This is a genomic window from Ningiella ruwaisensis, from assembly GCF_004798935.1.
In the GTDB taxonomy this organism is placed as follows: domain Bacteria; phylum Pseudomonadota; class Gammaproteobacteria; order Enterobacterales; family Alteromonadaceae; genus Glaciecola; species Glaciecola ruwaisensis.
Map to the genome: position 1 here is coordinate 122,759 of NZ_RAHT01000005.1, position 21,311 is coordinate 144,069.

Annotated in this window: 19 protein-coding genes; 3 read left to right on the plus strand and 16 right to left on the minus strand. The window is 39.4% G+C overall.

The genetic code is table 11. The features are described from left to right. Nucleotides 1-50: 50 nt before the first annotated feature. From wecC to wecA, 15 genes are all read right to left on the minus strand, one after another. Entirely contained in the window at nucleotides 51-1,277 is a 1,227-nt protein-coding gene (gene wecC, locus D6V41_RS11540; protein ID WP_179952555.1) for a UDP-N-acetyl-D-mannosamine dehydrogenase, read from the minus strand. Then, complete coding sequence (gene wecB / locus D6V41_RS11545) at nucleotides 1,264-2,397, minus strand: non-hydrolyzing UDP-N-acetylglucosamine 2-epimerase (protein WP_136251680.1); 1,134 nt, start codon at nucleotides 2,395-2,397, stop codon at nucleotides 1,264-1,266. The genes wecC and wecB overlap by 14 nt, the downstream gene beginning before the upstream one ends. Next, on the minus strand, nucleotides 2,394-2,744 hold the full coding sequence (locus D6V41_RS11550) for a tetratricopeptide repeat protein (protein ID WP_136251681.1): 351 nt from the start codon (nucleotides 2,742-2,744) through the stop codon (nucleotides 2,394-2,396). Before D6V41_RS11550 ends, wecB begins: the two co-directional genes overlap by 4 nt. 83 nt (nucleotides 2,745-2,827) lie before the next feature. Further along, nucleotides 2,828-4,888 carry a coiled-coil domain-containing protein gene (locus D6V41_RS11555; protein WP_136251682.1) on the minus strand — a complete coding sequence of 687 codons (2,061 nt, stop codon included), beginning with the start codon at nucleotides 4,886-4,888 and terminating at the stop codon, nucleotides 2,828-2,830. Between the two features lie 8 nt (nucleotides 4,889-4,896). Further along, nucleotides 4,897-6,333: a coiled-coil domain-containing protein gene (locus tag D6V41_RS11560; RefSeq protein WP_136251683.1), complete on the minus strand. Its 1,437-nt coding sequence runs from the start codon at nucleotides 6,331-6,333 to the stop codon at nucleotides 4,897-4,899. A 282-nt stretch (nucleotides 6,334-6,615) separates the two neighbouring features. Further along, complete coding sequence (galU, locus tag D6V41_RS11565) at nucleotides 6,616-7,509, minus strand: UTP--glucose-1-phosphate uridylyltransferase GalU (protein ID WP_136251684.1); 894 nt, start codon at nucleotides 7,507-7,509, stop codon at nucleotides 6,616-6,618. A gap of 2 nt (nucleotides 7,510-7,511) precedes the next feature. Further along, on the minus strand, nucleotides 7,512-8,855 hold the full coding sequence (locus D6V41_RS11570; RefSeq protein WP_136251685.1) for a UDP-glucose dehydrogenase family protein: 1,344 nt from the start codon (nucleotides 8,853-8,855) through the stop codon (nucleotides 7,512-7,514). Nucleotides 8,856-8,924: 69 nt separating this feature from the next. Next, entirely contained in the window at nucleotides 8,925-9,764 is an 840-nt protein-coding gene (locus tag D6V41_RS11575; protein WP_241664526.1) for a glycosyltransferase family 2 protein, read from the minus strand. 27 nt (nucleotides 9,765-9,791) lie between these two features. Beyond that, complete coding sequence (locus D6V41_RS11580; RefSeq protein WP_136251687.1) at nucleotides 9,792-10,679, minus strand: glycosyltransferase; 888 nt, start codon at nucleotides 10,677-10,679, stop codon at nucleotides 9,792-9,794. A 131-nt stretch (nucleotides 10,680-10,810) separates the two neighbouring features. Then, nucleotides 10,811-12,049 carry a KpsE/RkpR family capsule polysaccharide export protein gene (locus D6V41_RS11585; protein ID WP_241664527.1) on the minus strand — a complete coding sequence of 413 codons (1,239 nt, stop codon included), beginning with the start codon at nucleotides 12,047-12,049 and terminating at the stop codon, nucleotides 10,811-10,813. After that, nucleotides 12,046-12,696: an ABC transporter ATP-binding protein gene (locus tag D6V41_RS11590; protein ID WP_136251688.1), complete on the minus strand. Its 651-nt coding sequence runs from the start codon at nucleotides 12,694-12,696 to the stop codon at nucleotides 12,046-12,048. Before D6V41_RS11590 ends, D6V41_RS11585 begins: the two co-directional genes overlap by 4 nt. After that, complete coding sequence (locus D6V41_RS11595) at nucleotides 12,693-13,484, minus strand: ABC transporter permease (RefSeq protein WP_136251689.1); 792 nt, start codon at nucleotides 13,482-13,484, stop codon at nucleotides 12,693-12,695. The genes D6V41_RS11590 and D6V41_RS11595 overlap by 4 nt, the downstream gene beginning before the upstream one ends. Before the next feature lie 20 nt (nucleotides 13,485-13,504). After that, nucleotides 13,505-15,277 (minus strand): polysaccharide biosynthesis/export family protein, encoded by a 1,773-nt coding sequence (locus tag D6V41_RS11600; RefSeq protein WP_241664528.1) that lies wholly within the window; start codon nucleotides 15,275-15,277, stop codon nucleotides 13,505-13,507. Beyond that, nucleotides 15,270-15,677, minus strand: a complete 408-nt coding sequence (locus D6V41_RS11605; RefSeq protein WP_136251691.1) for a hypothetical protein — start codon at nucleotides 15,675-15,677, stop codon at nucleotides 15,270-15,272. The genes D6V41_RS11600 and D6V41_RS11605 overlap by 8 nt, the downstream gene beginning before the upstream one ends. A gap of 20 nt (nucleotides 15,678-15,697) precedes the next feature. Next, entirely contained in the window at nucleotides 15,698-16,762 is a 1,065-nt protein-coding gene (gene wecA / locus D6V41_RS11610; RefSeq protein ID WP_136251692.1) for a UDP-N-acetylglucosamine--undecaprenyl-phosphate N-acetylglucosaminephosphotransferase, read from the minus strand. A gap of 521 nt (nucleotides 16,763-17,283) precedes the next feature. On the opposite strand from wecA, the gene D6V41_RS11615 reads away from it, so the two are divergent. The 3 genes from D6V41_RS11615 (at nucleotide 17,284) to galE (ending at nucleotide 20,471) form a co-directional block, all read left to right on the plus strand. Continuing rightward, entirely contained in the window at nucleotides 17,284-18,870 is a 1,587-nt protein-coding gene (locus D6V41_RS11615) for a peptide MFS transporter (protein WP_179952556.1), read from the plus strand. Nucleotides 18,871-19,095: 225 nt separating this feature from the next. Beyond that, complete coding sequence (locus D6V41_RS11620; RefSeq protein WP_136251693.1) at nucleotides 19,096-19,443, plus strand: DUF6170 family protein; 348 nt, start codon at nucleotides 19,096-19,098, stop codon at nucleotides 19,441-19,443. Beyond that, complete coding sequence (galE, locus tag D6V41_RS11625) at nucleotides 19,440-20,471, plus strand: UDP-glucose 4-epimerase GalE (RefSeq protein WP_136251694.1); 1,032 nt, start codon at nucleotides 19,440-19,442, stop codon at nucleotides 20,469-20,471. Before D6V41_RS11620 ends, galE begins: the two co-directional genes overlap by 4 nt. Nucleotides 20,472-20,501: 30 nt before the next feature. On the opposite strand, the gene D6V41_RS11630 is transcribed toward galE, so the two are convergent. Next, entirely contained in the window at nucleotides 20,502-21,308 is an 807-nt protein-coding gene (locus D6V41_RS11630) for an MlaA family lipoprotein (protein WP_136251695.1), read from the minus strand. Nucleotides 21,309-21,311 lie beyond the last annotated feature (3 nt).

Below are 21,311 nucleotides of genomic sequence, written 5' to 3' on the forward strand. Positions count from 1 at the left end.
TTTTATGGTATTTATTGCGTAAAAGGGGATGACGACATCCCCTGTTTATCTTACTGTTCTTTTTTGAATAGCCCAGTAAAATCAAGTGCCTTACTGCACTTTTTGTGTTGTTTAAACTGTGTATGAGCAACTAAATAAACTAAAATATCTGCTGAATCAGCTTGCTCTTCAGACACTAATCGTAGTCCCTCAAAATTAGTAATATTTGGCTCAACTGCGATAACTTCGTGCATGTTGGCCAACTGTTGAGTAATGAATAGAGCGGGAGACTCTCTCAGATCATCTATATCAGGTTTAAATGCTAGCCCCATACAAGCTATGATGGGTTTTCTACCTTGTTCTTTCTCGAAGTCTTTTGCTTCATTTTTAACTTTTTCAACTACCCATTCGGACTTGTAATCATTAGTTCTTCGAGCTTGCTCGACAATTTTCGCTTTACCATTCGCAGAGTTCACAATAAACCAAGGGTCAACTGATATGCAGTGCCCCCCAACTCCACACCCTGGCTGAAGGATATTTACGCGTGGGTGATGGTTGGCGAGATTAATCAGTTCGTATACATCGATATCCATATCATCAGCGAGCATTGAGAGCTCGTTTGCAAAAGCGATATTTACATCTCTGAAGGCATTTTCAGTTAGTTTAGCCATTTCAGCCGTTTTGGCATTCGTTTCCAAGACCTCACCTTCTACAAAGGTTCGGTAGAATTCAGCAGCAGCTTTAGTTGAATCTTCATTAATTCCACCTACTACACGATCATTCTGAATAAGCTCTCGCATTATTTGTCCTGGTAATACACGTTCAGGGGAATGGGCTACAAATATATCGTTTAAATCTATCCCAAATGTCTTGAGCTCTTGCGCCATCATTTCGGTTGTACCTACTGGCGAAGTTGACTCAAGCAGAACCAGATTGCCGGGTTTGACGAAAGGTGCGATGGCTTTCGTTGCGCTTTTCACATAGTCCAAGTTAGGAATTGGAGAATCTGTTATCTCATTTTTTTGGTCATACCGAAAAGGTGTTGGAACGGCCACTAAAAAAATGTCAGCCTCCTTAGGCTCTAAATGTGCACTTAACATACCACTGTTGACTGCTGAGTGAACAAAGGTGTCTAACTCAGGCTCAACAATATGTATTTTTCCCTCATTAATAGTGTTAACCGCATGCTCATTCACATCTACTCCATGGACTCTGTAGCCACGGTTTGCAAGCAATGCTGCAGTTGGCAAGCCTATATATCCCATGCCTACTACGCATACAATTTTATTTATTTCCATTTAGATTCTCTCTTAACACTTTAATAATTCTTTCGCACGCTTTTCCATCTCCATACGGATTGTGCGCAAAACTCATCTTTTTATATGCCTCATCGCTGACAATCAATTCATTTAAACTGTCAGAAATCTTTGCTACATCAGTACCTACAAGTTTTACCGTTCCAGCACTAACTGCCTCAGGTCGCTCGGTAGTATCTCTCATTACCAAAACCGGCTTTCCAAGAGATGGCGCTTCTTCTTGAATACCACCTGAATCAGTTAAAATGACGTGCGAACGGTTCATTAAATAGACGAACGGTAAGTAATCTTGAGGTTCAATTAAAAATATATTCTCAATGTTCTTCAAAAGGCGGTTTACTGGCTCCTGAACGTTTGGGTTCAAATGGACTGGATAAACGATCTGACAGTTTGGATGCTTTTCTGCGGTTAGTACTAGCGCTTCGCAAATACGGTCAAATCCCCCTCCAAAGCTTTCACGTCGATGCCCCGTTACTAAAATTAACTTCTTCTCCTCCTGCAGAAAATCGAATTTTTTCTTCATGTCTGTATTCAGGGAATTATTTTTCTTTAGTTTATCACTCACGTCTAAAAGTGCGTCGATTACAGTGTTTCCCGTAACTGTAATGCTGTCTGAAGATACCGACTCATTTAGCAAGTTTTGTTTGGAAGTTTGAGTGGGTGCAAAATGAAATGTTGCGATGGCGCCAGTGAGTTTTCTATTGGCTTCTTCAGGCCAAGGCGAATAAATATTTCCGGTTCGCAATCCTGCTTCAACATGCCCCACCGCAATTTGTTGATAGTACGAGGCTAAACTGGTAGCAAAGGTTGTCGCGGTGTCACCATGCACTAAAACTACATCAGGAGAAAATTCTTTTAAGATCGGTTTTATACCTCGCAGTATGTTGCCAGTTACATCCGTAAGGTCTTGACCAGGCGTCATGATATCCAAATCATAATCAGGCTTGATCTCGAATAAACTCAATACTTGGTCTAGCATTTCTCTATGCTGTGCTGTAACACAAACGCGAGCATCAATACTTTTTTCCTGAGCCAACTTTATTGCCAATGGAGCCATTTTGATTGCTTCAGGTCTAGTTCCGAATACAGTTAATACTTTCATTGCTTGATTCTCGGCGTCAATTTTAATTCTTGCACTTCTTTAAAATATTTTTCTAGAAGTTGCTGTGTATTACGCAGTTGTTGCTCTAATAAATTCGTTTTATTGTAGTCGAATAGGGTCGAAGGTGAGGATTTTGGAGACGCAACAAAAGCTTGACCATTGCCAGTGTATTCTAATCTTCTTTTACATAGCCAAATATTGGTTTCAACCAAATGCTGCCCTAACTTCTGGCCTGCACTTTGGTAGTACTCAATCGCTTCTTTATAACGCCCTTCTAAGAACAGGCTATTGGCTTTTTCAAGTAAACATTCATCAGAAGCAATTTTTTGCTCTCTCTGTAAGCTCATATCTATTTTTTTTGCGAAACTTTAAAGGGCGTAAATATACCAGTACTAAAGAACTTACTCAATGCAACCTTGTAACTAAATCGTCACGATTGAACAGTCATCAACATCAAACCGCGCGGCGTATATATGAACTCGCAATCAATGGATAACTCTCTTTTTTCAACCTCTCGCTTCCATTCTTCAACTAATTGAATCTCTTCATTACCACTCGCGTTGTTTAAAAAAACGGTCACTTTAGCATTCGCAAGATAGTCTAAAATTAATAGCAGTGCAGGAAAACGGATTAGGGAAGTTTGTTTATTTATGCTGGGGCCATCTATTATGACCAATAAATCACAGGTTCGTCCGTTTAAAATGCGCTTTACTTCAAGCAATTTTTCAGAGCAATCATAAAACACACTAGATTTTTCTGTGTCTAGAGTATAAGGGGCATTTATCAATGGGGTATGACATAAATCCACATAGTTATCTAAACTGAGGTGCTCTAGCAACTGCGCAGTTTTTTTATACCATTTGCTATCGTGTTCGAAACTGACAATATAGTTTGGCAAGCTGCCCAATAGCTTGGATTCAGAATTGTCAGTATTGACAGAATCGATATGCTCAAGCGCCTTTGAACCATTTTTCATGAGATTTTTTTCAGCAATAGCTCCAGCGGCAACGCAAGTGCTCAGTCCACTACCAAATTCAATAATTACATCATAATTATTGAGCATAACCATAGATGACAATTTTGATAAGTTAGACGGTTCCATCGAATACTCTGAAAAGTTAAGAGGAAGGTGCTTTAAAGCGCTTATCTTTTGTAATTCTGCAGTGCTAGCAATCGCAGCTTTTTGTTCGTAAGCGCATTTTGTTACATGCTTTCCCAATGCATTGGCTATTTCTATGTTATCTTCACCTTGTTTTTTTATAAGGGCAGACAATCGGTCTTCAAGTTGCTGCATTGATTTACTTGTATTAAGTGACTCCTTCAATAAAGCATTTTCATTCTTCAACTGTTCCAACTCTAGTGAAAGGACTTCCGCCTGACGTTTTCGACTGCTGAACCAATCATATACCTCATCGTGTTTTCGACTGTAGTCGTCAAGTTTACGTTTGGTCTCTTCAAGCTCCTTTGAGCATTCAGAAGACTTATTACTTAAATTATCATTTAATACTTTCAATTCTTTTAATTGGAGATTTAAGCTATCTTTTTCTAAAGACGAAGATGCATTTTCTTCTTTCAGTTTTTTATTCAGTTTTTCAATCGCTTCTTGAGTCTTTTGTCGTCTTTCAATATCAGCTACTAATGCGTTGTTGTTGTTTTCCAACAAGACAATTTCGCTTTCTAACTTTTTGAGCAACGATTCCAAAGAAACAAATTTCTCTTCATACTGTGAAATCGTTTTATCCTTCAATTCAATTTCTCTTTCGATTTCATTCAGTCCTTGCAGAGCAGCACTCAGCTTCTCCTGTAAATTTAACGCTCCAGACTCCTTCTCCAGAACATTCAATCTAAGTTTTTCAATCTCCTCTTGTGCCGCTCTTTCTGACTTCTGAAGCTGCGCTATTTTCTGCAGTTCCTGACTGAAAACATAACGCGAAAAGAAAAAGTCAGGGTCATTGCTGTCTTCACTTTCAAGCTTAAAAAAAACTGATTTTAGTAACTCGCTTGCTTGATAATAGGTTCCACCTTGCTCAAACATTTCTATCTTTCCTGCAAAGATATAAATGGATTTAAAAAGAACCAGTTTTTCGGATTTAACTAACTCATTCAGAATATCGAGAAAAATACAAGGTAAGTCGATGACCAATGTATTTTGATTTCCACTCAAACCACATTCTGAAAGAAGTTTAATAATTCCTGTTACATGTATCTCAATAACTTCTTCAATGCATATGTTCGGGTAAACACTTTTAAGCCCTGAGGGCTTTCTTAATGACGAAAACTCTTCATTATTCAGTTTGTAGAAAGAACACGGATTATCATGATCTTTATAAACCGCAGTTTTGAAAAAGTCGATATTGTCGCACTCTGAAAATCGTTCTAAAGTTTTCTTATTAAAATCAATATCTACCAAATACAGATGGTCATATTCTTCAAAATTGAATGCAGGAGTGGTTGCCTCACCCGCACCTAACCATAAGAGCTTTTTTGTCATAGATCACCTTATTGTTTCTTATTATGGGTAATCATGACGGGTGATATCAACCTACCCTCTTGTCGACCACGCCTTATATAATGAATAAGAGGATTTAACTTTGATTCTGCGACATCAGGATACCGTTTTAAATACCAATTCCCGTCAAAATGTTGTGAAGGTCTTCTCCCTTCCTTAGCTCCGTAAATAAGATAATGCTCAGCGGGGTCAATGAGGGATTCCTTAACGTCTTTATAAGTCGCCAAATACCAATCTGCTTCAAAAAGTTCGCTGGTGTAAATCAAGCTTATGTCTTGAATAAGCTGCTTTCGTTTTTTAGCATCTCTATCGACAATATTCGAAAGCTTTTCCATTCGGCTGGATACTTTCCAAATTTTACTTTGTTTAATTGTTCTAAGTTCCGCCAACTCTGCCCTTAATTGATGTTCAATCTTTAGTTTCGCTGCAAGCTTATTTTCTACGTTTTTAATTTCTCTAGCGGCTTTCTTTTCAAGCATGGTGTGAGATGACTTCAATGCACTTATATCACTTAAGCGCTTATCCAGAAGAGTTTCGAACTCTTTTATTTTGTCTGTAAACCGTTTGTTTAGCGATTGAATTTCATCTTCGTGAGCAGATACCATCGCTTTTTTTTCAGCCACTAACATTTTTGTCTTGTTTCGCTCTTTAAATAAGCAAGATTCACAATTTTTGAGCAAATCATTTTGTTTGGCGCCACTAATCCTAAAATTTTCTATCTCTGATTCAACTTTTGATTTCTCTTGCTTAAGTTCATTCAAAGTGTCCACTTTTACTTCTATAGCTTCCTGAACTAAGTGTAATTGCTGTAATAAACGAGCGTTTTCTTCTTTAAATATCTGATTTCCTGTATGCAAATTGATGAGTTCTTCCTCCATGCCTTCGAGTTGAGGAAAAAAAACGCTTTGTTTTTCACTTACCATGAAACAGGATTCTATCTTTCTGAAAATTTTTAATAATTGCGGATTTTGATGGACTAGACTATGGCAAATGATGTCATAAAAATCTTGCTTAATTGATAAGGAATCAAGTGAGATATGCGGAAGCGAATCTGAAACTGACTCATTTGTTGGAGTTTCAGGCTTTTCAAATAAAGTGGACATTGGATAAATTCTTAAATACTTCCTATTTTTTTTATAGAGTGCAAGCAAACTATCTAGAAGTGACTCGACTGTGCTCACCCTCGATGTCAAGGATTCAGAATTTGAAAAGGACTTAAATAAAATATGCAATGGAGGGACGATGAGTGAGACGCTGATACGTTTCGCCAGTAATTTAGCAAGCTCTTCGTTGGACAATACCTTTTTAAGTAGTACAGTTAAATTTTCATCGGTATAGCTTTCAACCTTGTTAACGATTGGAAACTCGGCAACTTTGCATAATTCTTCCCAATGTTGAGAGTTAAAAATGGTACAAATTAATGACATTGGTCTTCCATCTTAAAAACAAGTATTTCCAATTTACATGACAGTAAGAAAAAACAATATGATATCAAAGCTGAGTTAAGAACGCACTTGATACATCGCTATCATGCTGTTAGGAGCGTTACTTTTAATCGGTTAATTTTGATTGACTTTTTGGTACTGACTGAAATGCAGTACCCCCGCATAAACTTTACACAGTAATGGAAAATTTATAAAACCATATGTAATTGAGAAAGTTCTCCTGTTTTCAAGACAGCAGAACATTAGCATTTTCTTAATGCTTCATCACTTAAACATGGACGAGACTTTTTCCGCAAACTCTTTGCCTAAGTCAGGGTGACGTCTTGCATATTCGACATTAGCAAGCATATAGCCTAATTTTGAGCCACAATCATGACTTTTACCTTTCATGTAGTAAGCATCAACCTGCTCAAATTCCATCAGTGAATCAATAGCATCCGTTAGTTGTACCTCATCACCGGCACCTGGAGGCGTTTTAGCTAATATGTCCCAGATTTTTTCAGATAAAACATATCGTCCAACCACTGCGAGGTTAGAAGGGGCCTCATCGCGTGAAGGTTTTTCAACCATCTTGTGCATTTTACCCGATTCACCCGGTTTTAATTCGCGACCTTCAAGATCTACAATGCCAAACTTTGAAATATCTTCGTCTGGTACTGCTTCTACCATTACCTGACTTACGCGAGATGTATTAAAGGTTGCCACCATATCGGCCAGATTATCTTTCCTGGGATTGGCCGAAAAATCATCGATAATTACATCTGGTAGCACCACGGCAAAAGGACTATCCCCAACTAAAGGTAATGCGCAAAGAACCGCATGACCCAGGCCATTTGCTACGCCCTGCCTTACATGCATAATAGTAACATCTTTCGGAATAATTTTTTGTACTTCCTCCAGCAACTGGCGCTTTACACGCTTTTCAAGCGTTGCTTCCAGCTCAAAAGATGTATCAAAATGATTTTCTATGCTGTTTTTACTGGCATGTGTAACAAGTATAATTTCTTTTAAGCCTGCCGCAACGCATTCTTGCACAACGTATTGAATGAGCGGCTTATCAACAACAGGAAGCATTTCCTTTGGAATTGCCTTAGTGGCGGGTAGCATGCGCGTACCTAAACCTGCGACAGGTATAACGGCTTTTTTAACTTGGCTCATAATTATTTTACTCCTTTAACTGATAGTCCACGACCAATACCGTAATAATGCAAGCCATATTCCATAAGTAAACTCGGTTCGTATAAGTTACGCCCATCAAAAATGACATCATCATTAAGCGTCGATTTAATCCAATTGAAGTCGGGCGCTCTGAATACTTGCCACTCTGTGCAAATGACTAAACAGTCGGCGCCATTTAATGCGGATTCTTTCGTCCCTACTAAAGTAAGATCCTTACGGCTACCATAAATGCGTTGAGTTTCTTCCATCGCTTCAGGATCGTATGCCTGCACCTTCGCGCCCTGCTCCCACAACTTTTCCATCAAAACGCGGCTTGAGGCCTCGCGCATATCATCCGTATTAGGTTTAAAAGAAAGCCCCCAAAGCGCAATTGTTTTGCCTGATAACTTGCCAGAATAGTGTTGCATTATGTAGTCGAACAATTTTTCTTTCTGACGGTAGTTTACCGACTCAACGGATTCAAGAATTTCTGCCTTATAGCCAATCGCATTTGCACTACGAATAAGCGCTTGCACATCTTTGGGGAAACAAGAACCACCGTAACCACACCCAGGATAAATAAACTGATAGCCTATTCGGGGGTCGCTTCCTATTCCTCTTCTAACATTTTCTACATCGGCGCCAAAATGCTCTGCTAAATTGGCAATCTCATTCATGAAACTAATTTTGGTAGCTAGCATACAGTTTGCCGCATATTTTGTGAGTTCGGCGCTACGCTCATCCATTACAATAATTTTGTCGTGATTGCGATTAAAAGGAGCATATAATTCTCTTAGCTTTTTCTCTGCTCTCTCGCTTTGTGTACCTAGTATAATTCTGTCTGGACGCATGCAATCATTTACTGCGGCACCTTCCTTTAAAAACTCGGGATTAGAGACAACGTCGAAAGCAACTGTCTTATTCAGGCTGGCTTGTACGTTTAAAATTTTATCTCGCACTTTATCTGCTGTGCCAACGGGTACGGTCGATTTATTGATTACAATTTTAGGGGATTGCATATGCTCAGCGACGCTGGATGCTACTGCCAAAACATACTGTAGATCTGCTGAACCATCTTCATCCGGGGGAGTACCTACCGCGATAAAAATGAGCTCCCCAAAATCAATAGCTTCTTTTGCATCGGTGGTATAACGTAAACGACCTGCGTCGTAGTTCTTTGTGACTAACGGTGTTAAGCCAGGTTCGTAAATTGGAATAATCCCTGCTTTTAGATTATCTACTCGTGCCTGATTTATATCAACGCAGTAAACATCGTGTCCTACTTCTGCAAGCACTGCTGCTTGCACTAATCCTACATAACCGATTCCAAAGACCGTAACTTTCATACTGTTTCCCTTATACCTTATAAATTTTGTGTTAAATCATACATGCAATTTTTAGTGCATTTATGTCGGTTATTTTTTATAACGCCCCGATTTTCCTCTTATCCCGTCAATGATTCCTCTGAACATAAACTTAATTCGCTGCAACGAGTTTTCATGGAGGCAACTATTAGCAAGCATTCGAAGTGGCATCAATGCTAGGTTCCGTACCTTCCAATATAACGGAACGTAGGGTCGCCGTGAAAGCAGCAAAATATTGCGGAATTGATAATATAATCTTATTGGCGAACCAACCTTCATGGTAACACCCACAAATTTTCTTCTAGCATCGCCCAAACGATGTAACATTTCCACTTTTTTGGCAATCGCTACATTTAATGACACACTTTTCGCGCGCCAGCACCACTCATGGTCAACACCGTCTATAAAAAGTGACTCATCCTTGTATCCTACTTTTTCAATATGCTCTAACCATATCAACATGCCCGAAGAAATAATTTGGGTTACGTAAATCAATTCATCAAATTCATAAATCTCACGCTGAATAAGCGGTTTCACAGGTTTATCAGAAAATGAACATATTACTCTCGGTCCAATCGCAATCACCGATTGCCCAGCTCGTTGAGAGGCAACATGCAAAGAAGAAAGTTTAAATACCATATCGTTAGATATATTACTGTCTTGATCTAGCAACAGTGCGTACTCAAACTTTTCGGATTTTAGGCGTTTCAAACCAATATTATGCGCTGCAGCAATACCAATATTTTCTGGATGGTGAAGATACTCAGTAACAGGTCCTATTTTTGATTTTGCGCTCGCAATAAGGCTATTATCAATAACAACAATTTTATCCACTTGCTGAGAAAGCGAATTAATTAAGCGTATTACTTGTGTGATATCGGGATTATACAAAACAACTATTGCGCCAATCACAGGAGCTCACACTTTGTCTTTGCTAGAATAACGGTCAACTTTATAGGCTAGCTTTACGATTTTAGACGGCATCATTCGCAGACCTAAAACCGCAATTGCATAAAACAAGTTTGACGCGTTCATTTTTTGAAGTTTTTTCATTGCATGAATACGCGCAGAAAATTCATTAAAGGATTTTTTTATACCTCTGCGCTTATAAAAGTTTTTTACTCGTCTAAATTGAAGCAGTGTTTCTTGCAAATTGGCGAATTTAAACCCTTCTACCATTAAATCTATCCACAAATAGTAGTCTTGCGTGTTTCTTAAATCATCTCGATATCGAAAACCTTGTTCGAACACGCTCATGCGTATACCTACAGTAGGATGATTAATGGGACATCTTCTGGGAAGTAGCTTTAATATGCTTTCGTGTTTTTCCGGCAATATTCGTCTACCTACAATTCTTCCTTTTTCATTTATTTCGACTAAAGATGTGCCAAGAATACTAATTTCAGGATGCCGTTTAAAAAAAAGAACTTGTTTTGATAAGCGATCGGGTAAGGATTTATCGTCTGAATCCATACGAAAGAAGTATTCAATACTCTTAAAGCGTTGCAGTACCAGGTTAATTGCGCTGTTCATACAAACGCTCAGTCCCGAATTCTCTTCCATTTCAACAAGCATAAAATTATGTGTATGGTCAGCTTTATCTTTCAATAAAGAACGCATCTCGTTGTCTATTGGTCCATCTATAACAACAATTAAGAGAAAATCAGTGTATGTCTGATTTAAAATGGATTCAATCGCTTGTAAAGCCCAAACTGAATTGTCTTTTTCATATAAACTAAGTGCTACAACTGAGCTAACGTCAGCATCATCTTGTACATCCGATACAAGCTCAAATGGTTTACTCAAACCTAATTCACCTCAAAGCGTGTTGTTTTTAGCCTAACACTTTTCACGTAAAGGTGAATGGTATCAAAACTCTACTTTTTTTTATAAGTGTTTTTATTTTCTATGTTCTAACGCAAAGGAAAACGGCACTATTAACGCTTAAGCTCTTTCACTGTTGCCAAGAGTATTTTAGCAATACCGAATAGCATCAAGTTAATCACAACAAACAAACTAACATTGAAAAAGACTTTTGGAAAAGCAGCCTCTTCTGGAAAAGTTGGTGATTCAACAGTGACCAAATATTTTATCTGTCGATAAGCTTCAATTCGTGCTTTTTCAAGTGATACTTGAGATGATGTATAGGCTTGTAAAGCAAGCTCCAAATCAATTCTATAATCACTGAATTGCGCCATAATTTGACTCACACTAAGATCTCGTGCATTTACTGATGAGCCGGATTCGTCCAAGTCCTCTGATGTCAGTCGAGAGCGTTCGTCTAGTAACTGTTGCTCAAGACTCTCCAATTCTGCTGCTGCCTGCAATACCAATGGTGCGTTTTCACTCATACTTGATCGCAAAGAACGAAGCTGCGCACGCTTGCTCGCAATTTGCGATTCTAAGGCATAGGTAATTTGTTGAAAAGCCATACCCTCTGCTTGTGGATCAAGCAAATTGTACTCTCGTTGAAACGCCAAAAGGTTTGCTTTGGCTTTTTTAAGCCTATCGTCAATAAGTGCATATTCATTTTTTACGAATTTAAGCTGCTCCTCCGCTAACATTTGGCTTATGTTATTGATAAAGATTTCTGCGTGACTGACAATTTCTACAGAGATTTTATGTGCCATGTCCGGCTCATATGCCTGAACCGCTACTAAAAGAATATTTGATTGATCGTCAATCTCAACTTTTACACGATTTTTATAATAGGACAAAAAGTCTTCTTGACTTGCATCCTTGCTCAGTCGACTAATCAAATCAAATTCATTATCAGAAAAGTGTTCTCTTAACGATAACTTCTGTTCTAAATGATTCAACATATCATTTGAGTGAATAAACGCTTTCAAAAGCTGTACGTCTGGACTATCTGAACTTACTCCAAATCCAGATAACAAAGCCATAGTTGGATCTAATGTACTTGCAGAATCTGGTGTTTCTACGATTAGTTTAGCCTGACTTTCATACCGTGGAGAAGCAATCAAGGCCTGATAGACAAAAAAGCATAAAAAAGGTAAGAGAACAAAATAGAAAAGCGGTCTTTTTGCTAATATTTTTTTTATTTTTATCGCATATTTATTTGTGTCTGAATGAAGTTTTTTACTCTTTTTTAAGAGTCGCGAGTTCTTATCTTGCTGTTGATTCATTTTCTGAGTGTCTTTCTCATCTTTTGTCATAGTGATTGATACTTCTTGATGCCTTCATCCAAGTCTTCATAATAGTATAATTTGCCTTTTTCTATAATGATGGCACTCTCACAAAAAAGTCTAATTTCACTCATATCATGACTTACCATAATCACCTTAGCCTCTTTACTCTTTTCAACCAGCGCCTGCTTCGCACGCGATCTAAATTTTGTATCTCCTACCGAAGTTACTTCATCAATTAAATACACATCAAAATCGATGTTGATTGAACACGCAAAAGCCAGTCGAGGTCGCATGCCACTGGAATAGCTTTGTACGGGTAAATCAAATTTTGCTCCCAATTCTGAAAATTCCAACACTCTTTCTTCATAAGCTGATAAGTTTGCCACGCCGTTAATTCTGCCAATAAATCGAGTATTTTCACGGCCAGTCATTTTGGGATGGACACCAGCTGCCAATGCCACTGGCCAAGATACACTCAACTCGGTGCTAATCTCACCTTCGTTTGTATATTCACTTGCTGCAATTAGTCTAAACAATGTTGATTTTCCTGAGCCATTTGCTCCCAATATTGCAACATTTCGATCAGTCGGAATATCAAACGAAACATTCTTAAAAATATATTGATTGCCTAAGCGACTTGGATAATATTTAGTTACGTTTCTAAGGCTTATCATCTGCTGACTGCCATTTTCCAAAAAGCGTTATAAACGGCTAGTCCTCCGAATAAGAGTGTAAGTGTTGTAAGAAGCAAAAACTGGAGACTCACGCCCTCGTTTCCATATGAGAATGATGCACCGTATCTTGCTAACTCAATAGCGTGTAAAATGGGGTTCCAATCTAAGAATTTCCAATATTCTTTTGGAATGTCCTGTAGCGAAAAAAAAACAGCAGAAATGAAAAATAACGGCCTTGTTGCAAGTTGACGCACTTTTTTTACTTCACTGATATACATTTCAAGAATCGAAAAAAACAACCCTAATGATGCAGCAAGGACGATGACAGAAAACAAACATAATAAAAATAGCAATGCGTTATCCATCTGTATTTCAATACCCATGTAATACATGAATACACCCACACCGAGTAATGTAAACAGTTTTACCAGCGTTTCAAAAATTAATGCCGCAATTATTGAGCTTATAGGTTGTACTTGTCTGAATGAATACAAGGATTTATTTTTAGATACCGCTTGAACAGTGCCATTCAATATTTGTAAAAAACCCTGTATAAACAGTATACCAACAGCCATAAATGTGAAAGTCGATAATGTATGCGTTTCCTCGCCATTGATTAACCCCCTCAGAAAAGCGAGAGCGATTATAAACAATAAAGGATTGATAACTGCCCAACTTATGCCGAGCTTGTCATTAAAACCCGTCCTGACTTCGCGCATTAGCAGAGCGAAGATTACGTCCTTCCATATTTCCCAATTACTTCTCTTTAATACCGTTGTTGAGGACATATTAAACTGTAAACTATAATTTATTCAGTGAGATCAAGCGCAACATTCGCTGTAATCGCTAACTGATAAAGAATTTGTGTAATATCTTTCACAGACTGCATAATTTTTTCGTCTGTTTTAGGTAACACTAATATTTGATCTCCTGGTTCCAAGATTGTTTTTTGGGAACTTCCAATCCAATAAAAGCCATTCTGAGGGTTTATGGATTCGGTTAAGCCATTGGCTTTTACAATTACAATGCGTTCATCATTGGCACGTTCAGTGAAGCCACCTGCCCACGCGACGTAATCACTTACTTCTGCTTGTGCGTTGTACACTAGTGCCTGCGGTAATAAAACCTCTCCAGAAACCTGTATAAGCTCGCTTCTAATAGGAATAACAATCTCATCACCCTGCTCGAGTCTGATGTTAGCTACTTTACCATCTTCTGCAATTACGACTTTCCCCAAGGGCTCTACTCGTCTTGCCCTCTCAATAAACCGTGATACTAACTCAGCTTCACTTGCCCTGATAGACGCCTCCCCACTGCTAGATGCTGGAGAAGTAAATACACTGCGTTCTAATCTTTGTAGGGATTCTTCTAATAAGACTTTTTGCTGTAAAGCGACACTTTCCCGCTTGAGAAAAACATTTTCAAAATCCGCCTCTTGCGGTTTGATTTCGATGTGATTAAGGAGCTCTAGCAACTTAGTCCCTTTACGCACGGTATAAAACGATGGTCCCTCGTAACTACCAGATAATTGCACGCTAATTACTTCAGGTCGAGTATCATCATTAAAAAGTACCTCATCACCATCCATCAATTCAAAATCAGTGAACTTTTCTATGGGCATATATACCGTAATTGGTCCGTTCGCCCTATTTCCTGATACAGCGACGTGACTTGCGCTATTCAAGGGACGTGATAATTCCATTAAACGGCCGCCAGAAAGTTCGTTAGATAATAATTCAAACATTACTGGATTTCTGGCTTCACCCTCCACGATAACAGTGGATTGTTGCTTACCAACTAAGATCACATCATCATCTTGAAACGAAATCGATGGGAGAAAGCCTTCTGTCAAAAATCGATAAAGATCTATTTGTTGAATAACTTCACCAGCACGCAATACTTCTATATCTCTAAAACTGCCCATAGTCGTGTCAATTCCACCTGCACTAGCTAAATAAAAAAGCAGTGAATCGGCAGAGAATCCTGCATATTGACCAGGTTGATTGACCGGTCCAGAAACATATACGTTAACCGGAGTGGCTGTGAGCAAGTTCACATACATATTTACGTTGTTAGGAAAGACACTTTTAATCTTCGATGTCACTATTTGATTGACTTGATTTGCTGGCGCGCCCTCAAGTTGTACAGGTCCTACATCTTTTATAAAAACATTTCCAGCATTATCAACAGTGAGAATTTCTTCTCGATTGACGGTGCCCCACATCTGCACACTTATCTTATCTCCGGGAGCGACGCGATAAGCACTGTTTAAACCATCAGATCGCGTTGAAAAATTACCGCCTGAAAAAAGGCTCTCGCCGTAAAGTTTGACTTCTGAGGAATCATTTAAAGCGGAGTTATAATTCTGCGCCTGATTCATTGAAAGCTGATTATTCTGACGGCCAGTGTTTCTACCTTCTGTTTGTATAAATTGTGAGACATCTATACGTTGAGACTCAGACGCTTGTCTCGCCTGTTGCAACTGTTCCTCTGTTAGATTCTCTTGCGCAAAAACGAAAGAAAATGAAAAAACCAGTGTTAACAGCGCTAAGGATTTACTTAATTTTAGTCTATTAATCATTCGCATCAGTCCTCTCATAAAAATCTGAAAGTACCTGATCAACTTCAAAAACAACTTGCTCGTCTGGCGTTTTGCAAATAAGTTTTCTGATGCTCTGACCATTGAATACACGACATTCGTTGCCGGCCGCAGAGAAGTAGGACTTTCCGGCAGTAAATGTTGTTCCTGACATCCTGATACCCATATTCTCTTCCAAAGTGAATAGGTTTTCGTCCATTTCCACTATTTGAAATTTTGATGAAATGGCCTTTTCAGAAACTAATGGAACTGTCGCCTCGGGTTGCTTAATTGATGAACAAGCTCCTAGGAACATCAGAGAAAATGCCACTGCCAATTTGTGCGTATGGGTGCGTTTAAAGTGAAAAGCCAAAGGCGATAGAGAAAAAACCGTATATTGCATTTAAAATGTTAAAACCATTGCTATTTCGCTCTCAGTTTTCTTATAAAACTCAGGATAGTCCAAATATTTTGTAAAACAAAGCTATAGACGATCAAGGTAACGATAAACAAAGAGAACATTATATATTCAGCGACATTATATATTTCACCGACTATGCCAACAATCGCGCACAAAAGCCCCAGAGCCAATATAGCTAACAGTGCTTTGTGAGATGAGAGACCGGCACGCATGAAAATATTATGAAGATGCTGACGGTCTGGTCTTAGCATAGACTGACCTTTTCGGGCTCGTCGATACATAATTGCTGCCATGTCCAGAAGGGGTAAGCCTATAATCCAAACAGCAGTAATCGGTCTTATGGCTTGAGTGCTACCTTGCGTATAGTCCACTAGCAACCAAACAATAGTGAGTCCGACAAACATACTACCACTGTCACCCATGAATATCTTATTTCCTTTAAAACCTTTCATACTCAAATTAAAAGCTAAAAAAGGAACAATCGCGGCAACCATCATCATAGGAGTCATAATTAAATGCCCATTATTTGAGGCAACTAATAAAAACACGACAGCTAATAATACAATTAGGCTTATACCACCTGCTAAGCCATCAATTCCATCAATCATATTAAAAGCGTTGACTACACCAACCACGCAAACCATGGTGAAAAAATAACCTGATATGTCGAGTTTTATATCACCAATAGAAAAAATGTCGCCCAGATTCATTATTGAATTTTGCGCAACCCACACCATTATCGATGCTACCAAAAATTGACATATCAACCTGCCCTTGGCACTTAAATCAAACTTGTCGTCCAGCATACCCAGCAGTACGATTAAAAACGAGGCGGTAAAAAATAATCCACTTCGCTCATACCATACATCAAAAAGTAAACTAGCCACCAGCACTGAACTAAAGATTGCCAAACCGCCAGTAAGCGGCACTGTGCCATTGTGATGTTTCCTTGCACTGGGATGATCTACTAAACCTAGTTGATGTGCTAGAGGACTCATAAAAAGCAACATCACTAATGCTAGTGCAAACGTAGTGAGCAGAGGCATTAATTCGAGATATAAAAACATACTAAATACCATTCCTTGGCAAGGTTGATGCAACGTTCAATGCGAGACTTTTCGCAAGGCGCGACGATACAAATGTTGATACCAATGTTTTATAAATGATCTTTAAAATAGATATTGCAATATAAGCAACATTAAAACTACTAATTATCAAAGCGCGTTCCCATATTTTATTATGATTTTTTTAGTAACAGTGTCAATGCGGTTATTTATGCAATAAGTGCTCCAAGCATAATAAAACGTCTTTTTTAAATCCACGCAAGAGTATAGCAATAAGATTATACCTAAAGCTATAAAATAGTATTATTGCTCTAAAATTATGCAAAAGCTTAACATATCCCTTACCTCGTGTGATCATCTCTAAAAATCTGCTATACATTTTTAGTCTTATAGCCTGACGTTCACAAAATAAACAATCTATCGGTCATCTTAAAGAAACTTGCTCGGTTGAGAGTTTTAATTGCATAATGCCTCCGACACTTTTGAAATGCGTCGCTAAATAACAACAATAAGAAGGGAAAATCATGTCGACAGACTCAGCAGCAAAACTGCCCACAGAAAAACAATTCCTCGGCCATCCATTTGGCCTTGTCACCGTCTCGGTCACTGAAATGTGGGAACGCATGAGCTATTATGGCATGCGCGCGCTTTTAGTACTGTTTATGACTGCTTCTATACAAGAAGAAGGCCTAGGTATGACGGTAGCCGCAGCATCTGCAATTTATGGCCTTTACACTGGCGCGGTATACTTTTTTGGTTTACCTGGTGGCTGGTTAGCAGACCGGCTTTTCGGCAGTCAAAAAGCCGTATGGTATGGCGGCATTATCATCATGATAGGCCACATCATTCTTGCTATTCCGTCTGAATACAGCTTTTTTATTGGTTTAATCTTTGTCGTGCTAGGAACAGGCTTACTCAAACCTAATATCAGCGCGATGGTAGGGGCAATGTACACGCCAGACGACCAGCGCCGAGACAGCGCGTACACTATTTATTACATGGGCATAAATTTAGGCTCAATTATCGGCTATTTTGTATGTGGCTGGCTGCAAGTAAACGCAGGCTACCACTATGCATTTGGCGCGGCAGCAGTGGGAATGGGCTTAGGTTTAGTCCTTTATAAAATGACAGGCCGTCACATTGCCGGTATTTTAGAAAAACCAACTCAACCGCTCTCTCCTGTTGCAGCAAAACGCGCTTACATGGGGATCTGGGCGTTTGTCGCTTTTGTCGCTATTGTTGCCGCTTTATTAATGAGCGGTACTATTGGTTTTGATCCCACCTTCGTTGCGCAAAATGTTGCCGTTATCATTGGTTTGGTATTCTTAGGCTATTTCAGTTTTATTTATATAAGCGGCGGTTTAAATGGTGATGAGAAAAAACGCATGCTTGCCTTGTTTCTCATTTGCATTGCGTCAATCTGTTTTTGGGCGGGTTTTGAGCAAGCGGGTTCATCGTTAAATCTTTTTGGTCGTGATTATACCGAGCGTATGATGGGTACCTTTGAAATTCCACCGGCATGGTTTCAGTCAGCCAACTCCATCTTCATTATTATCTTGTCGCCATTTTTTGCTTACATGTGGATGGCACTGGGCAAACGCATGATAGAGCCAAGTTACAGCATTAAATGCGCCCTTGGTTTGATGATTATGGGCTCTGGATTTATCGTTATGTTTTTTGCCGCGCAAATAGCGGCAAGCGGGCTTAAAGTCGCACCACATTGGTTAATCACTACGTATTTCTTGCATACGGTGGGTGAGTTATTGCTAAGCCCGGTTGCCCTTAGCGCCGTCAGTAAATTATCGCCAAAACGCTACGCAGGCCAAATGTTCGGTGTATTTATTTTAACTTACGCTATGGGAAGTATCGTAGCAGGTTTATTCGCCGGCCGCTTTGATCCTGAAGCGGTAGAGCAAATGCCAGATCTTTATTTACAAATTACCTTCTTTGCTATGGCTGTTGGCTTGGTACTGTTAGCTTTTAGCTTTGTTACCGGCAAATGGGAAAAGCTTGCAACTCAACGGCTACGGCGGTCGAATAAGCGTAATCCTGTCGTTTACAACTTAAGGGCGATTTTTATCGCCCTTTTTCGTAGAATCTCGACAGAGTAGATATAATGTATGAGCCGAATTAGAATCGTTATTGAGAAGAGCATTCCTCAAAATAAAGAAGCTTCAAGCTCATTCGTGAGACGCTTGACAAAAACATCCCTGTTTTTTGACAATTTATTTTGAGGAATGCTCTTCTCAATAACGATTCGAAACGGTCCTAACAGTCACAATATGCTATGGTAAATGAAATTAATAACGCCAATTCTTTGATAAAAAAGGAACGATGTGAAGATTTATACCTCCACAAAAAAAATACCGGGTCTTGAGAATTTGCCGCTTACTGAGCGAATGCGCATCATTGAACAAGCGTCGAATAAAATGCCGGTTCCGGAAAAAACCTTATTAAACATTCTCAAGCTTTTGGTCTTAATACCTGTATTTGTATTGGTTTTGCGAGTAGTCGAGAGTTGGTGGTCACTGGCATGGGCAGCGCTCATACTTTTACTCTATCCTTTATTAGTTAAGCCCTTACAATATTCCATGGCAGTCAAGCATTTACCGCCGCAGCCTAAACAAAACGCAGATGCAGATACGCAAAAGGGAACACCCTCAAACAAAAAGGATGATGAATGAATACAGTATTGGTTACAGGAGGCAGTGGATACATAGGCAGTCACACTGTTCTTCAGTTAGTAAACGCCGGCTACGATGTGCTTGTCCTAGACAACTTTTCTAATTCATCGAGAGAAAGTCTGACTCGCGTTGAATCACTCTGCGGCAAAAAAATCCCGCTTATAGAAGGTGACATTCGCGATGAAACTGCGCTAAACGCCTTATTCAAAAACCATGATTTTAGTGCTGTAATTCACTTTGCTGGGTTGAAAGCCGTTGGCGAATCTGTTGAAAAACCCGCTTTGTACTATGAAAATAATGTCTACGGCACCTTAAATCTATGTAAAGTAATGGCGGCTCATAATGTGAAGAACATCGTGTTTAGCTCGTCTGCAACTGTGTACGGCGATCCTGTAGAATTGCCCTTACATGAAGGCCTCCCCACTGGTACGCCAACCAATCCATATGGCATGTCCAAGCTTATGGTCGAACTGATACTAAAAGACTTTTATAAAGCCGATAATGACTGGAATATCGTGCTGCTTCGTTACTTTAATCCGGTTGGCGCACATATTTCTGGCACCATTGGGGAAGATCCAAACGGCATCCCGAATAACCTGATGCCTTTCATAACGCAAGTTGCTACCGGAAAACGCGAGTACTTAAGTGTGTTTGGTGATGATTACAATACACCTGATGGTACAGGTGTGCGTGATTATATCCACGTGGAAGACTTAGCGGATGGACATTTAAAAGCCTTGAAGAAAATAAACGATAAAGCCGGATTATTTGTTTGTAATTTGGGAACAGGTCAAGGTTACAGCGTTCTTGATATGGTCAAAGCATTTGAAGACGCAAGTGGACAAAAAGTCCCCTACAAAATTGCCCCTCGCAGAGCAGGTGATGTTGCATCATGTTATGCAGATCCAACGCTTGCAAAAAACGAGCTTGGCTGGGTAGCGCAAAAAAACCTGCAAGAAATGTGTGAAGACTCATGGCGCTGGCAAAGTCAAAACCCAAATGGTTATAAAGGAATGCAAGGCGAGTAGCGAGTAAAGAGTACAGAGTGGCGAGTAAAACTACTCGCCATCTTCGAACAAAGACTCAAAGTCCTCAAAATCTTCGGCTTCTTCCTGTATCTCTTCTTCGGTGCGCTGGCCAAACTTTCCATCACTTAACTCAAAGGCCGAGCGCTGAAAATAGGCATCTCTTACAAATAAGTATTGGTCAAGGGCGCGCTCCAAATTAGCTTCCTGATCAAGTAAGGTTGCACGTGTTTCCAGTAATCGAACAACCGCTGCGCCTACGGCATATTGATCCGCTAGCACGGTTTCAGGCCAATAAAACCGGTCTACCATCTCTCCGGTAAAATTCCTCACATCGCTTGGACCTAAAATGGGTAACATAATATACGGACCGGTTCCAATGCCTAAATTACCCAGCACTTGATTAAAATCCTCTTCCTGTCGCTCTATACCCATTGATTCGGCGACATCGAACAATCCAAATATGCCGATGGTTGAATTGATGACAAAGCGGCTGAAACTGGCAAAGGAATCTGAAGGCTTACCCTGCAGAAAGTTATTTATCACGTTTGCAGGCTCCTGAATATTTTCCGAGGCATTCAGCAAACCGTTTCTAACCGGCATGGGGGTAATTGCAACATATCCTTGAGTAACAGGTTTGAGTATAAAACGATCTAGCACATCTCGGTTAAAATCCCAGACTACCCGGTTAACAGGCTCAAACGGGTCGCTGACTGTTGTTCTGTCTTCCTGTGCTTGATTGATTCTCGCTTCTTCAAACTGCTCGCGCTGACTACTTGTGCAAGCACTTAAGAGCGTGATCCCTATAAATAAAATACTTGTTCGCCAAGCTTTGCTCATTTT

Bases quoted from the DNA above. Each gene is read 5' to 3' on its own strand.
- galU (WP_136251684.1), bottom strand. From the start codon at position 7,509: ATGAGCCAAGTTAAAAAAGCCGTTATACCTGTCGCAGGTTTAGGTACG.
- galE (WP_136251694.1), top strand. From the start codon at position 19,440: ATGAATACAGTATTGGTTACAGGAGGCAGTGGATACATAGGCAGTCAC.
- D6V41_RS11590 (WP_136251688.1), bottom strand. From the start codon at position 12,696: ATGATAAGCCTTAGAAACGTAACTAAATATTATCCAAGTCGCTTAGGC.
- D6V41_RS11550 (WP_136251681.1), bottom strand. From the start codon at position 2,744: ATGAGCTTACAGAGAGAGCAAAAAATTGCTTCTGATGAATGTTTACTT.
- D6V41_RS11615 (WP_179952556.1), top strand. From the start codon at position 17,284: ATGTCGACAGACTCAGCAGCAAAACTGCCCACAGAAAAACAATTCCTC.
- D6V41_RS11595 (WP_136251689.1), bottom strand. From the start codon at position 13,484: ATGTCCTCAACAACGGTATTAAAGAGAAGTAATTGGGAAATATGGAAG.
- wecB (WP_136251680.1), bottom strand. From the start codon at position 2,397: ATGAAAGTATTAACTGTATTCGGAACTAGACCTGAAGCAATCAAAATG.
- D6V41_RS11600 (WP_241664528.1), bottom strand. From the start codon at position 15,277: ATGATTAATAGACTAAAATTAAGTAAATCCTTAGCGCTGTTAACACTG.
- D6V41_RS11570 (WP_136251685.1), bottom strand. From the start codon at position 8,855: ATGAAAGTTACGGTCTTTGGAATCGGTTATGTAGGATTAGTGCAAGCA.
- D6V41_RS11630 (WP_136251695.1), bottom strand. From the start codon at position 21,308: ATGAGCAAAGCTTGGCGAACAAGTATTTTATTTATAGGGATCACGCTC.
- D6V41_RS11555 (WP_136251682.1), bottom strand. From the start codon at position 4,888: ATGACAAAAAAGCTCTTATGGTTAGGTGCGGGTGAGGCAACCACTCCT.
- D6V41_RS11585 (WP_241664527.1), bottom strand. From the start codon at position 12,049: ATGACAAAAGATGAGAAAGACACTCAGAAAATGAATCAACAGCAAGAT.
- D6V41_RS11560 (WP_136251683.1), bottom strand. From the start codon at position 6,333: ATGTCATTAATTTGTACCATTTTTAACTCTCAACATTGGGAAGAATTA.
- wecC (WP_179952555.1), bottom strand. From the start codon at position 1,277: ATGGAAATAAATAAAATTGTATGCGTAGTAGGCATGGGATATATAGGC.
- wecA (WP_136251692.1), bottom strand. From the start codon at position 16,762: ATGTTTTTATATCTCGAATTAATGCCTCTGCTCACTACGTTTGCACTA.
- D6V41_RS11605 (WP_136251691.1), bottom strand. From the start codon at position 15,677: ATGCAATATACGGTTTTTTCTCTATCGCCTTTGGCTTTTCACTTTAAA.